General features: G+C 63.3%; 14 protein-coding genes. 4 read left to right on the top strand and 10 right to left on the bottom strand.

Annotated features, from left to right (window positions below; translation table 11 throughout):
* Positions 1-226 precede the first annotated feature (226 nt).
* The 8 genes from aauR to adhP form a co-directional block, all read right to left on the bottom strand.
* A complete protein-coding gene (gene aauR / locus BLR94_RS05380; protein WP_084303739.1) occupies positions 227-1,549 on the bottom strand; it encodes a two-component response regulator AauR in 1,323 nt (440 codons plus the stop codon).
* Positions 1,542-3,443 carry a sensor histidine kinase gene (locus tag BLR94_RS05375; protein WP_084303738.1) on the bottom strand — a complete coding sequence of 634 codons (1,902 nt, stop codon included), beginning with the start codon at positions 3,441-3,443 and terminating at the stop codon, positions 1,542-1,544. The genes aauR and BLR94_RS05375 overlap by 8 nt, the downstream gene beginning before the upstream one ends.
* A 75-nt stretch (positions 3,444-3,518) precedes the next feature.
* A complete protein-coding gene (locus BLR94_RS05370; protein WP_084303737.1) occupies positions 3,519-4,253 on the bottom strand; it encodes an amino acid ABC transporter ATP-binding protein in 735 nt (244 codons plus the stop codon).
* Positions 4,250-4,918: an amino acid ABC transporter permease gene (locus BLR94_RS05365; RefSeq protein WP_175154210.1), complete on the bottom strand. Its 669-nt coding sequence runs from the start codon at positions 4,916-4,918 to the stop codon at positions 4,250-4,252. The genes BLR94_RS05370 and BLR94_RS05365 overlap by 4 nt, the downstream gene beginning before the upstream one ends.
* Entirely contained in the window at positions 4,915-5,661 is a 747-nt protein-coding gene (locus BLR94_RS05360; RefSeq protein ID WP_042553386.1) for an amino acid ABC transporter permease, read from the bottom strand. Before BLR94_RS05360 ends, BLR94_RS05365 begins: the two co-directional genes overlap by 4 nt.
* Positions 5,662-5,833: 172 nt before the next feature.
* Entirely contained in the window at positions 5,834-6,742 is a 909-nt protein-coding gene (locus BLR94_RS05355) for a glutamate/aspartate ABC transporter substrate-binding protein (RefSeq protein WP_084303735.1), read from the bottom strand.
* Between the two features lie 283 nt (positions 6,743-7,025).
* Positions 7,026-7,823 carry a hypothetical protein gene (locus tag BLR94_RS05350; protein ID WP_084303734.1) on the bottom strand — a complete coding sequence of 266 codons (798 nt, stop codon included), beginning with the start codon at positions 7,821-7,823 and terminating at the stop codon, positions 7,026-7,028.
* Positions 7,824-7,909: 86 nt separating this feature from the next.
* Entirely contained in the window at positions 7,910-8,932 is a 1,023-nt protein-coding gene (adhP, locus tag BLR94_RS05345) for an alcohol dehydrogenase AdhP (RefSeq protein ID WP_084303733.1), read from the bottom strand.
* Between the two features lie 374 nt (positions 8,933-9,306).
* On the opposite strand from adhP, the gene purE reads away from it, so the two are divergent.
* The 4 genes from purE (at position 9,307) to BLR94_RS05325 (ending at position 11,829) form a co-directional block, all read left to right on the top strand.
* Complete coding sequence (gene purE, locus BLR94_RS05340) at positions 9,307-9,798, top strand: 5-(carboxyamino)imidazole ribonucleotide mutase (RefSeq protein ID WP_084303732.1); 492 nt, start codon at positions 9,307-9,309, stop codon at positions 9,796-9,798.
* Entirely contained in the window at positions 9,798-10,883 is a 1,086-nt protein-coding gene (locus BLR94_RS05335) for a 5-(carboxyamino)imidazole ribonucleotide synthase (protein ID WP_084303731.1), read from the top strand. The genes purE and BLR94_RS05335 overlap by 1 nt, the downstream gene beginning before the upstream one ends.
* Positions 10,884-10,980: 97 nt before the next feature.
* Positions 10,981-11,229 carry a GlsB/YeaQ/YmgE family stress response membrane protein gene (locus BLR94_RS05330; RefSeq protein WP_084303730.1) on the top strand — a complete coding sequence of 83 codons (249 nt, stop codon included), beginning with the start codon at positions 10,981-10,983 and terminating at the stop codon, positions 11,227-11,229.
* A 66-nt stretch (positions 11,230-11,295) separates the two neighbouring features.
* On the top strand, positions 11,296-11,829 hold the full coding sequence (locus BLR94_RS05325; RefSeq protein ID WP_084303729.1) for a DUF3299 domain-containing protein: 534 nt from the start codon (positions 11,296-11,298) through the stop codon (positions 11,827-11,829).
* Positions 11,830-11,870: 41 nt separating this feature from the next.
* Here BLR94_RS05325 and BLR94_RS05320 read toward each other — a convergent pair whose 3' ends face one another.
* Positions 11,871-13,022, bottom strand: a complete 1,152-nt coding sequence (locus BLR94_RS05320) for a lipase family protein (protein ID WP_084303728.1) — start codon at positions 13,020-13,022, stop codon at positions 11,871-11,873.
* Between the two features lie 36 nt (positions 13,023-13,058).
* On the bottom strand, positions 13,059-13,706 hold the full coding sequence (locus BLR94_RS05315) for a DUF4198 domain-containing protein (RefSeq protein WP_244158086.1): 648 nt from the start codon (positions 13,704-13,706) through the stop codon (positions 13,059-13,061).
* Between the last annotated feature and the right edge of the window lie 6 nt (positions 13,707-13,712).

Below are 13,712 nucleotides of genomic sequence, written 5' to 3'. Positions count from 1 at the left end.
TGCTGGCGGGTGGTGGCTTGCAGTCCGTGGCGTTGGGCTGTTGGGACAACTCGCGCACGGAGCTGAACCCTCAGCCCCCCCTATCACCTGCCCTGGCAACTGGACAAATGGCGCGTGGGCGCCAACCTGTACCGCCCACACCCACCCAGATCGTTGTCCCGTCCGATCGCCGCCCAGTTTTGCAAAGCCGCCCGGTACCCACATGGCGATGGAGCGATAGCCAGGGTCAAGCCAGCCCGTATTTCTTCACCTTGTCGAACAGCGTGGTCTTGGCCATGCCCAGGGCCTGGGCGGCCTGGCTGAGGTTGCCGGCGTGCTGGTCGAGGGCGTCGCCGAGCAGGTTGCGTTCGAAGGCTTCGACGGCTTCGGCGAAGGTAGCGGCGGTACCCTCGCCGTGGCCGCTTTTCTTGAAGGCGGGCAAGCCGAGGGCGAAGCGTTCGGCGACGTTGCGCAGTTCGCGCACGTTGCCGGGCCAGTCGTGGGCCATGAGGCTGGCAAGGGTTTGGCGATCCAGCTCCGGCGCGGCGCGGTCGAAGCGCAGTGCGGAGAGTTGCAGGAAGTGCTCGAACAGCAGGGGAATGTCCTCGCGACGCTCGCGCAGTGGTGGCAATTCCAGGGTCACCACGTTGAGGCGGTAATAGAGATCGCTGCGAAACTGCCCGCTCTTGCCGGCCTGGTCGAGATCGGCCTTGGTGGCGGCGATCACCCGACAATCGACGGCAATCGGCTGGTTGGAGCCCAGGCGCTCCAGGCTGTGTTCCTGCAGCACGCGCAGCAGCTTGATCTGCAGATTGAGCGGCATGCTTTCGATCTCGTCGAGAAACAGGCTGCCGCCGTTGGCGTGTTCGATCTTGCCGATGCGCCGTTTGCCAGCGCCAGTGAAGGCGTGGGCCTCGTGGCCGAAGATTTCGCTCTCGAACAGGTTCTCCGGCAGGCCGCCGCAGTTGAGGGCGACGAAGGCCTTGCTCTGACGACGACTGAAGTCGTGCAGGCAGCGGGCGACCAGTTCCTTGCCGGTACCGGTTTCCCCTTCGATGAGCACGTTGGCCGAGGTGTCGGCGACGTTGGCGATCAGCTCGCGCAATTGCTGCATGGCCGGCGAACGGCCGATCAGGCGGTGTTCCAGTGCCTGCTTGCCCGCGAGCTGGCGGCGCAGCGCCGACACCTCGCGGGCCAGGCTGCGTTGTTCCAGGGCGCGGCGGGCGACATCGACCAGGCGCTCGGGTGAGAAGGGCTTTTCCATGAAGTCGTAGGCGCCGTCGCGCATCGCGCCCACGGCCATGCCGATATCGCCGTGGCCGGTGATCAAGACCACCGGCAGTGTCGGGTCGCGGCGCTTGAGTTCGTCCAGCAGCTTCAGGCCATCCATGCCGGGCAGGCGGATATCGCTGATGACGATGCCGGCGAAATCCCCATCGATGCGTTGCAGGGCCTGTTCGGCGCTGCCGACGCCCTCGCTGGCGATATCTTCCAGGGCCAGGGCCTGCTGGCAGCCGAGCAGCACGTGGGGATCGTCTTCGACGATCAGCACGCTGAGGTCGTCATTCATCGGGTCTCTCCATGACAGTGGCAACCTGAGGCAGGTTGAGTTCGAAAGCGGTACCGCCCTGGGGCGGATGATCGGCGCTGAGGCTGCCGCCTGCCGCAGCCGCGAGGCTGGCCGATAGCGTCAGGCCAAGGCCCAGGCCCTGTTCGCCGGGTTTTGTGGTGAAGAAGGGTTCGAACAGATGGGTGCGATCGGCGGGGGCGATGCCGGGGCCGTTGTCCAGCACGCGCAGGCGATAGCGGTCACCATCGGCGCTGCCCAGCAGCCACAGGTGGCGATCCGCCTGGACGCTCATGGCGTCGGCGGCGTTGGCGATCAGGTTGACGAGAATCTGTTCCAGGCGGGTCTGGTTGATCGCCAGGTGCGCCTCGTCGAACTGGTGGTGAATGTTTAGCGGGGTGCGCTCCAGGCGTGGCTGCACCACCTGCAACGCCGCTTCCACGGCCTTGCTCAGGCTGGCTTCGCCGCCGTCGTTGGAACGTCGTGCGAAGGCCCGCAGGCTGCCGGTGATCTTGCCCATGCGGTCGACCAGTTCGTTGATGGTCTGCAGGTTGGTGGTGGCCACGTCGTACGAGCCCCGGGACAGGAAGCGTACGGTATTGCCGGACAAGGTGCGCAGCGCGGCCAGTGGCTGGTTGAGCTCGTGGGCGATGCTGGTGGACATCTGCCCGATCACCGCCAGCTTGCCGGCCTGCACCAACTCGTCCTGGGCCAGGCGCAGGGTCTCTTCGGCCTGTCGACGTTCGCGGATCTGCGCCTTGAGGCGGTCGTTGCTGGCACGCAGGTCGGCGGTGCGCTCGGTGATCTTGCGCTCCAGTTCGCTGTTGGCCAGCTGCAGCGCCTCTCGGGCGGCAAGCCGGGTGGCGATTACCTTGCGGCGTTCGTTCCAGGCGATCAGCAGAAAGGCCAGCAGGGCGAAGGCAGCGGCGGCCAGCATGCCGTGGCTGACCGCTTCGCGGCGCAGATCCTGTAATGGACTGAGCAGCGTCAGATGCCAGGGCGTGTCCTCTAGTTGGCGGCTTTGCGACAGGTAGTTGATCGCCCCGCTGCGCTCCTGCCCGCCGGTGGCGGCGAAGCTGACCTGCTCGGCATCGGTGTCCACCGGTGTGCGGGCCAGGGGGATCAGTTCGTCGAGTGACGACCAGTGATACTGCAGGCTGCGCGCCAGCCGTTCCTTGGTATCGGCGTTCAGCGCACGCACTGCCTTGAGGCGGCGAGCCGGATCGCTGGAGAGGATGATGATGCCGTTCTCATCGCTGACGTAGGCTTCCAGGCGCGCTCGCTGCCAGCGCTGCTCCAGCGGGTCTAGGCGTACCTTGACCACCGCCACGCCGATGATCCGGCCATTGGCCCGGAGGCCGTGTGACAGGTAGTAGCCAGGCTCGCCCGTGGTGCTGCCGATACCGTAGAAACGTCCCTGCTCGCCGAGCAGGGCATCCTGGAAATAGGCACGGAAGGACAGGTCCTCGCCCAGGTAGCTGTCGTGCTGGCGCCAGTTGCTGGTGGCGAGCACGCGGCCGTCGGTGTCCATCACGTAGATGGCCAGGCTGCCGCTGCGCCGGTTGAGGCCTTCGAGGTAATCGTTGACGCGCTGGCGGCGGTAGGCGGTGGGCGTCAGCAGCAGGCGGCTGACATTGGATTCGAGCTCCAGCAGGCTGGGCAGGTAGGTGTACGTGTTGATCTCGCTTTCCACCGCCCGGGCGTTGAGCTCGAGCTGGCGCTCACCGCTTTCGATCAGGTTGCGGATGCCGGCCTTTTCGCTGAGGTAATAGCCGGCGTAGCCGCATACGGCGACCAGAATCAGCATCAACAGGGTCAGCAGCAGGTGGCGGACGTAGCGTGGTTTGGCGGACAAGGCGGGCGGCACCACACGAAGACTGGCGGAAGCGCATTGCATCACAGTCCTCCTGGGCTGGGTAGTATGGGCCGGGCCGCGCGGGTTCAGCCTGCGCGGCCCGGCCCCTTCTACTTTTCAGTGCTGCAGGATCTTGGCGAGGAATTGCTGGGCACGCTCGGAGCGCGCGCTTACGTCACCGAAGAACGCTTCCTTGGGGCAGTCTTCGACGATCTGGCCGGCGTCCATGAAGATCACCCGGTCAGCGACCTTGCGGGCGAAGCCCATTTCGTGGGTCACGCACATCATGGTCATGCCTTCGTGGGCCAGCTGCACCATCACGTCGAGCACTTCGTTGACCATTTCCGGGTCGAGGGCCGAGGTCGGTTCGTCGAACAGCATGACGATCGGATCCATGGCCAGGGCGCGGGCGATGGCGACCCGTTGCTGCTGGCCGCCGGAAAGCTGGCCGGGATGCTTGTGGGCATGTTCCGAAAGGCCTACGCGCTCGAGCAACTGCAGGCCCTTCTTGGTGGCTTCTTCCTTGCTGCGACCCAGCACCTTGATCTGCGCGATGGTCAGGTTTTCGGTGATGGTCAGGTGCGGGAACAGCTCGAAGTGCTGGAACACCATGCCGACCCGCGAACGCAGCTTGGGCAGGTTGGTCTTCTTGTCGGCGATGGAGGTGCCATCGACAACGATGTCGCCCTTCTGGAAGGGCTCCAGCGCGTTGACGCATTTGATCAGGGTGGATTTGCCCGAGCCGGACGGGCCGCAGACCACCACCACTTCACCCTTTTTGACGTCCGTGGTGCAGTCGGTCAGCACCTGGAAGTCCCCATACCACTTGTTGACGTTCTTGATGGAAATCATACGGCTAACCTTTTTTGCAGGAGCTTGACCAGCTGCGAGGCAGCGAAGCTGATGGTGAAGTAGACCAGGCCGGCGAAGATCAGGAACTCGTGAGGCTGACCGAGGATGTCGCCGCGTGAACGGGCGGCATTGAGGAAGTCCATCAGGCCGACGGTATAGACCAGCGAGGTGTCCTGGAACAGGATGATGCTCTGTTGCAGCAGCAGCGGGGTCATCTTGCGGAATGCCTGGGGCAGGATGATCAGGCGCATGGTCTGCCCGTAGGTCATGCCCAGTGCCTGGGCGGCGCCCATCTGGCCCTTGGGAATGGCCTGGATGCCCGCGCGGACGATCTCGCAGAAGTACGCCGCCTCGAACATGATGAAGGCCACCAGGCAGGAGGCGAACGCACCTATCGGTGTGTCTTCGCCGGTGATCCAGCGCAGCACGAACGGCACCGCGAAGTAGAACCAGGTGATTACCAGCAGCAGCGGGATCGAGCGGAAATAGTTGACGTAGCTGGCCGCCAGCTTCGCCAGGAACACGTTGCTGGACAGGCGCATCAGGGCCAGCAGGGTGCCGAGCACCACACCACCGATGACGCCCATGACCATCAGCTCGAGGGTCATGGCCATGCCCTCCCAGAGGCCCGGCAGGGCAGGGATGATCTGACTGAAGTCCATCATTTGCCTCCCACGGAAATCAGGCCCGGCACGGCGACCTTACGTTCGACCACACGCATGATCATCATCAGGCTCATGTTCAGGGTGAAGTAGATCAGTGTCGCCAGGGTGAAGGCTTCGAACAGGTTGGCGCTGAACTCGGCCGTCTGTTTGGTCTGCGCGAGCAGCTCCATGAGGCCGATCAGCGAGGCCACCGAGGAGTTCTTGAAAATGTTCAGGAATTCGCTGGTCAATGGCGGAATGATGATCCGATAGGCCTGGGGTAGCAGCACGTTGCTGTAGATCTGCGGCAGGCGGAAACCCATGGCGTAGGCGGCGGCGGTCTGGCCGGCCGGCAGTGCCTGGATGCCGGTACGCACCTGCTCGCAGACGCGGGCTGCGGTGAACAGGCCGAGACAAACCACAACCGACAGATAGGCCGAAGTAGCAGGATTGAGATCCTGCTTGAACCACAGCTCCAGGGGTTCGGGCAGCAGGTCGGGCACCAGGAAGTACCAGAGGAACAGCTGCACCAGCAGCGGCACGTTGCGGAACACTTCCACGTACGCCGTGGCGATCCCGGAAATCAGCCGGTTCGGCACCGTGCGCATCACCCCGAGCAGCGAGCCGAGCGACAAGGCGATCAGCCAGCCGACCAGGGCGATGGCGATGGTCCAGCCTAGCCCGGTGATGAACCAGTCCAGGTAGATCTCGCTGCCAATGCCGGTGGACTTGAAGAATATGCCCCAGTCCCAGTTGTAGTTCATGCGGGTTTCCCCTCAGGTGGAGTAATGCGACGAAGCCGTCGCCAGGCAACAGTCGCCCGCATCCGCGTTGGCGGATGAGCGTCGGCTTGGTCTGGAAATTGGAGGAGAGGCCAGCGGCCTCTCCGAGTCCCCGCTACGCCCCCTCTCGTGAAGGAGGCGCGGCATTACACCGTCAGATCTGCTCTACAGATTTGTCGGTGGGTTTGGCGATCAGCTTCTTCAGCTCGTCGCTCATGGGGAAATTCAGGTTCAGGCCTTTCGGCGGTACCGGCTGCTGGAACCACTTGTTGTAGATGTCGTTGATCTCGCCCGACGCGAAGGTCGCACTGATGGCCTTGTCGACCACCTGCTTGAAGCCTTCGTCGCCTTTGCGAACCATGCAGCCATAGATCTCGAAGGACTGCGGGGTGCCGACCACGTGCCAGTCATCCGGCTTCTTGGCCTTGGCCATTTCGCCGGCGAGCAGGGCGTCATCCATCATGAAGGCCACGGCGCGGTTGGATTCGAGCATCAGGAAGGACTCGCCGTGATCCTTGGCGGAAATCACGTTCATGCCCATCTTCTTCTCGGCGTTCATGGACTTGAGCAGGCGCTCGGAGGTGGTGCCGGCGGTGGTCACCACGTTCTTGCCCTTGAGGTCATCGAAATCGTTGACGCCGCTGCTTTTCTTGGTCAGCAGGCGGGTGCCGACCTCGAAGATGCCGACGGAGAAATCGACCTGACGCTGACGCTCGACGTTGTTGGTGGTGGAGCCGCACTCCAGATCCACGGTGCCGTTCTGTACCAGCGGGATACGGGTCTGGGAGGTCACCAGGTTGTAGCGCACCTTCAGGTCAGGCAGCTCCAGTTCCTTTTTCAGCTCTTCGACGACCTTGAGCTGCAGGTCATGGGAGTAGCCAACCGGCTGCTTGGAGGTGTCGCCGAAGTACGAGAAGGGGATGGACGAGTCGCGGTGACCCAGGGTGACGGTGCCCGACTCCTTGATCTTCTTCAGGGTGCCGGTGAGCTCGGCGGCCAGGGTCGGGGTGGACATCAGTGCGGCGGTGATGGCCACAGCCAGTACGCGGGGGACAATACGCATGGATCGGTTCCTCGGTGTTGTTGTTATCGAAGCCGTACAGCGTGGCACGCACTTCTGTGTGGAAGAGCTATCGCATTCCTGATGGGATGCAGAGCAGGATGTGTGCCAGCCGCCGGAGGACGCTTATCTCATACCCAAGCAATTGAAAAGTATGGATATTTGGAGTCTAGAGGAGGTTTCTGGGATAGCCAGGGGTTCGGTTGTTCGGTTTCTCGAGGGCTTTTCGTTCGGGAAACCGAACGAAAAGCCCTGGCGACCCGTCCGTCGCCATTGGGTGATCCGTTCAGAGGTTGCGCAGGAACGCCTTGACGAAGTCGCCCTGGTTGGTCGCCTCGCGCTCGGTGCTGAAAAGGATGCGGTCGCCCTGCTCGCGGATCTTCATGTCAGTACCGAAGCTGCACTGCACGGTGGTGAATTTGGCCGCCTGCTTCTTGAACGCCGGCGAACTGCTGCACAGGTTGTCCATCTGGTTGACCACCTCGCCGCAATAGCTGGAGATGCTCAGCTCCTTGAGCAGTTGCTCGTCGAGGCTTTTCAAGTCCACTGTGGTTTTCACCGGGCTGCCGCAGCTGGCTGAGGCCCGCTCGTCCATCTCTTTCAACTGCTCGACGTGATACTCCTCGCGTTTCTCGCGATCGAAGCGGGCGAGCTTTTCCTGCACGCCGTCCTTCTTCTGTTTCTCGTAGAGCGCCAGCAACTCGGCAGGTCTGACAGCCTTGCTGGCTGCCTCGTCGAGGCTGAGGTAGCGCGGCTCGCGGTCGGTCGGCAGGTACACCTGGTAGGATTCGCCGCCCCAGGACTGCCGCTGGCCGACCAGTACATAGTCTCTGCCGTCGAGGGTCGTGGTGTAGTCGTTTTCCCGCTCGCCGCGTTGTTTGACATCGGTCAGCAGCACCACTTCATCCAGTGGATGATTGATGCCGCGAACCTGAACCAGTGCCTGCTTTTCATCGTTGCTGGGTGCGACGACGACACTGAAGCCCTCGCCACTGGTGAAGGCCTTGGGATATTTGGCCAGCTCCAGGGCGCTGGCGTGGGTAGTCAGGAAGGCGCAGGTGAGCAGGAGTGACAGCCGTGTCATGGCAGAGTCCTTGTTGATGTTTGAGGTAGACAGATCCGACAGCGGGCGATGCGAGTGCGTTCCCCCGCTGTCGGTAGGCGACGCATTCAGAACTGCATCACCACCCGCCCTTCGATCTGGCCGGCACGCATCTGTTGCAGTATGCCGTTGACGTTGTCCAGGGTATCGCTGTGGATGGTGGCCTTGACCAGCCCTTCGCCCGCGAAGTCCAGCGCCTCCTGCAGATCGGCGCGGGTACCGACGATGGAGCCGGTGATGCTGATGGCCTTGAGCACCACATCGAAGATCGGCGTCGGGAAATCGCCCGGCGGCAGCCCCATCAGGGCGACGGTACCGCCGCGACGCGCCATGCCGATGGCCTGGCCAAAGGCACTGTTCGACACCGCGGTGACCAGCACGCCATGGGCGCCGCCGATGTCGCGCTGGATGACCTCGGCCGGGCTCTCCTCGCGTGCGTTGATGGTCAGGCTGGCGCCGAGTTTCTTCGCCAGCTCCAGCTTGGCGTCATCCACGTCGATGGCGGCCACATGCAGGCCCATGGCTCGCGCGTACTGCACGGCAACGTGGCCGAGGCCGCCAATACCTGAAATGGCCACCCACTGGCCGGGGCGCGCTCCGGTCACCTTAAGGCCCTTGTAGACGGTGACGCCGGCGCAGAGAATCGGGGCGATCTCGGCGAATCCGACGTTCTTCGGCAGGATGCCGACATAGTTGGGATCGGCCAGCACATATTCGGCGTAGCTGCCGTTCACCGAGTAGCCGGTGTTCTGCTGGCTGGCGCAGAGCGTCTCCCAGCCCGTCAGGCAGTGTTCGCAACAGCCGCAGGCGGTGTACAGCCAGGGGACGCCGACACGGTCACCCTCGCGCACCCGGGTCACGCCACTGCCCACGGCGGCGACATGGCCGACGCCCTCGTGACCAGGGATGAATGGCAGGCTGGGCTTGACCGGCCAATCGCCGTCCGCAGCGTGCAGGTCGGTGTGGCAGACACCGGCGGCTTCTATCTTCACCAGTATTTGCCCCGGACCTGGCAGTGGCACCTTCACTTCCTCGAGCCGCAGGGGTTCGCCAAAGGTATGCACGACAGCTGCTTTCATGGTCTTTTGCATGTCACGATCCTCTCGTATTCCGATGGGAAGAAGACAGTGTGGCCCATCGGGCTGGATCTGCATTGTTCTGGGGCAATTGTTTGTAGGCGGACATTTCCGGCCCGCTGCCCGCCGGCTGGGGGTTTCGCCCGTGAGGGCCGTCGGCCGGAGAGTCGCGCGAGCGCGCAGCGGCAGTGCCCTTGACGCCTGTGTGGCGCGAGGGGCGCGGTTGTGCACGGTCGGTCGATTCGAGGAGGATTCCGTCTGCGACTGCGGTATAATTTCTGGTTTCCGCAAGCCACGCTCATGGGCGTGGCTTGTTGGTTTCTGCTGAGGCGCCACGCGCCCGACGATTCGCCACGGCGCCGAGCGCCAGACATGAGAGAGGCACGACGATGAGCGCACTGGTTGGCGTGATCATGGGTTCCAAGTCTGACTGGAGCACCTTGAGCCATACCGTCGAGATGCTGGATAAATTAGGCATTCCCAACGAAGTGAAGGTGGTTTCTGCCCACCGCACCCCGGATCTGCTGTTCCAGTACGCCGAGCAAGCCGACGGTCGCGGTATCCAGGTGATCATCGCTGGGGCCGGCGGTGCGGCTCACCTGCCTGGCATGTGCGCCGCCAAGACTCATCTGCCGGTGCTCGGGGTGCCGGTGCAGTCGTCCATGCTCTCCGGTGTCGACTCGCTGCTGTCCATCGTGCAGATGCCGGCGGGCGTGCCGGTCGCTACCCTGGCCATCGGCAAGGCTGGTGCCGTCAATGCCGCACTGCTGGCGGCCAGCATCCTCGGCCATCGGCACCCGCAGTTCCACGTGGCGCTCAAGCAGTTCCGCGACGAGCAGACCACGAGCGTACTGGACAACCCGGACCCGAGGGCGCAGTAATGAAGATCGGCGTGATCGGGGGCGGCCAGCTCGGCCGCATGCTGGCCCTGGCGGGCACACCGCTGGGCATGGACTTCGCGTTTCTCGACCCGGCGCCGGACGCCTGCGCACAAGCGCTGGGCGAACATATCCGTGCCGATTACGGCGATCAGGATCATTTACGCCAACTGGCCGATGAAGTCGATCTGGTGACCTTCGAGTTCGAAAGCGTACCGGCGGAAACCGTCGCTTTCCTGTCCCAGTTCGTACCGGTCTACCCGGGTGCCGAGTCGCTGCGCATCGCCCGTGATCGCTGGTTCGAGAAGTCGATGTTCCGTGATCTGGGCATTCCCACGCCGGAATTCGCCGACATCCATTCCCAGGCCGATCTCGATGCGGCGGCGGCCAGCATTGGCCTGCCAGCGGTGATGAAGACCCGCACCCTGGGTTACGACGGCAAGGGCCAGAAGGTCTTGCGCAAGCCTGAAGACGTCGCCGGCGCCTTCGCCGAGCTGGGCAGCGTGCCGTGCATCCTCGAAGGCTTCGTGCCGTTCACTGGTGAAGTATCGCTGGTCGCCGTGCGCGGCCGTGATGGCGAAACGCGCTTCTACCCGCTGGTGCACAACACCCACGACAGCGGCATTCTCAGCCTGTCCGTGGCCAGCACCGGGCACCCGTTGCAGGGGCTGGCCGAGGATTATGTCGGCCGCGTGCTCAAGCAGCTCGACTACGTGGGCGTCATGGCCTTCGAGTTCTTCGAGGTCGACGGCGGCCTCAAGGCCAACGAGATCGCGCCGCGGGTGCACAACTCCGGGCACTGGACCATCGAAGGTGCCGAGTGCAGCCAGTTCGAGAACCACCTGCGCGCCGTCGCCGGCCTGCCGCTGGGCTCGACCGCCAAGGTCGGCGAGAGCGCCATGCTCAACTTCATCGGCAGCGTACCGGCTGTGCACAAGGTGGTCGCCATCGACGATTGTCACCTGCATCACTACGGCAAGGCCTTCAAGGCCGGGCGCAAGGTTGGCCATGCCACATTGCGCTGTGCGGATCGGGCTACCCTCGATAACCGTATCGCCGACGTACAGGCACTGATCACAGCAGGCTAGGCGTCTGGCGCGGGAGGTTGAACCTCTCCAGCGCTGCGCTCGTCAGATGAAAGGCGCCGCATTCGTGCGGCGCCTTTTTTCTATTCTGGAGGGCGTCATGGGTATTATCGGCACTATTTTAATCGGCCTGATCGTCGGGTTGATCGCCCGTTTCCTCAAGCCAGGCGATGACAGCATGGGCTGGATCATGACCATCCTGCTGGGTATCGGTGGCTCCATCGCCGCCACCTACGGTGGCCAGGCACTGGGTATCTACCGGGCAGGCGAAGGCGCTGGTTTCATCGGCGCGGTGGTTGGTGCGATCATCCTGCTGGTGATCTATGGCTTGATCACCAAGAAGCGTTGAACCGGTAGCCTGACGCATCGACGCCCGGCTGCTCCCTGTTGGCCATTACCACCGTGAGTCCCGTCGATGCGTTACCTGCTGTTGATCCTGTTGTTGTCGAGCGGCCTCGCCCGCGCCGAACTCCCCGAAACCGACTGGCTGGAGCTGATGCCCGAAGAGGATCAGCGTGCGCTGGAGCAGATGCCGGAGATCACCCACGACAGCCCGGAAGCGGCTGGCAGCTTCGACAGCAGGGGCGGTCTCAAGCAGCAGCAAAAGGGCCTGCCCGCCGTCATGTATTCGGCCAAGACAGTGCGGGCCATGAACGGCAAGAAGATTCGTCTCGGCGGCTACCCGGTGCCACTGGAAACAGACAACGCCGGACGTAGCACGCTGTTCTTCCTGGTGCCCTATCCCGGTGCCTGTATCCACGTCCCACCACCGCCGCCCAACCAGCTGGTACTGGTGCGTTACCCCAAGGGCATCGCCCTGGACGATATCTACGAACCCCTCTGGGTCAACGGCACGCTGAAGATCGAGCCGGTCAGCAATGACCTGGCCGACGCTGCCTATGCGCTGGACGCCAGCAGCGCGCGGATGGTCGAGGAAAGCGACCTGTGAGAGGCGGCGCCCGGTGGGGCGCCGCTGTCTCCTCTACTGACTCATGAGCGAACCACCAGCTGCATGGCTTGGCGCGCCATGTCGATGACCGCCCTGGCCAGCAGGTCGAGCACCCAGCGCAGGAAAAACGTGGTCACGTCGATGGTGGCCGGCACTGCGCGACCCAGGAACTTGAAGATTTTCACGATCAGGGCACGGATCGAATCGCTGATGTCCTTGCAAAGCTGTGCGCCCTGCACCAGAACCCCGGCGATCTGATCCAGCACGGTCATGCTCACGGTGATCGCGCTGCCGATCACCATATTGGCAGCCTTCTTGAGCAGGTACTGCATGGCCCTGGAAATCATCCACAAGGTCGTTGCGGAGTACAGGGTCGGGCCATAGCTGGCGCTCTCCAGCCAGATGTCGATTTCCCGGTCGAGCGGCGGCTCGGGGTTGCGATACAGCCCCGTCCAGGTGGCATCGCCGATAGCGGGCAGGTACTGGGTCATACGGTGTGCATTGGGGCTGATCTGCGCGCCCTTCCAGGGGATCATGCACACGTTGCCACTGACCGGCACATGGCTGAACGGGAAGATCGGCACCATGCTCACCGGATCGGCGCTGTGGTAAACGCGATGGATATTGGTGGCGCCGAGCTTGCCGCTCAGGTGGCGGGCAAAGCCGCCGACTCCGGCACGTGGCGAGCCGAAGGTGTAGAGCTTGATACCGGCCACGCCCAACTCGCTGAGGTGATCCGCCGCCAGGGTGGCCAACGCGCCGCCCAGGCTGTGGCCAACACAATGCACGGTACTGGGGTTGCGCCCGCGCATGAATGCATCGAGGTCATCGCGCAGCGACTTGAACGTTTCGTTGAAGCCTGCGTGCACGGGCCAGGTGCTTGGGCCACGCTGCAAGCCCGCGTTCGCATCGGTCAGGGCATCGGCGATGCTATCGGTGCCACGAAATGCCAGCAGCATCTCTCCTTGTCGTCCACCTACGCCGTGAACCGCATAGGCGAAGCCCGTGCGGGTGCGGAAAACCGCTCCGCTGGTGCCGCTGGCCATTTGCAGGTTGGAGAAGTCAAAGGAGTTGCTCAAGCCGAGACGGGCCGCTTCGTCTTCCACGCCGCCCATGGACGACATGACGGCATCCTTGACGGTATAGACGTGGGTAGCGATCTGGGCGGATTGTTTGGGGCTCAGTGGGTTCACAGCCGAATCCTTCTGGTCTGGTGAGAGGGGGAGGCGTTATCGAAGAACGCAGATGCCGAAGGTTTCTGTTTCAGGATGAGCGACGGGCTCGCTGTTCAACTCGCAGGTGAACGTCAGCGGCCGGCCCTTCACTTCGCCCTGATCGTCGTAGTTGTGCTTGGTGAACACCCAGCCCTTGTGCTCCTTGCCCTGGTAGCGCAACGTGATGCGCTGGCCAATGACCGGTTCGTGGGGCATGAGGCCCGCGGTCAGCGACTTGCCGGTCACCGCGGGAAAATGGAAGCGGCCATTGGCATCGGACTTCACGCTGTTCTTGCGATGCTCGTTCTTCCAGTGCCAGTGATATTCCTGCTCGACCTCGACACCTTCGACAGGTTGGCCGCCGAGCAGCACGGTGCCCTCGATTTCGGAAAACAGATAGAGCGTCTTGGAGAAAGCCATGGCGTAACCCTGTGTGAGTAGTCCGATAAGCAGCAGTGCGCAGCAGGAGAGTGATTTGCGATTCAAGGTCATGCCCTCGCCGGGTGAAGGTGATTCGTGGAGGGGCTGGTGCCGATTGCAGCGGTCATCGATACCATTCTCCTTGCGTTGAGTGCCCGGCGATGCAGGCAGCGAAGCTTCTGGTGCATCCAGCGGGTGGTCATCGGGCGACTGCTCATGCCGACTACCGACCTGATCGGGCACGATCGA

Origin of the sequence: Phytopseudomonas flavescens (assembly GCF_900100535.1) — a bacterium.
Lineage (GTDB): Bacteria > Pseudomonadota > Gammaproteobacteria > Pseudomonadales > Pseudomonadaceae > Aquipseudomonas > Aquipseudomonas flavescens.
This window is presented reverse-complemented; position numbering and strand designations above follow the sequence as displayed.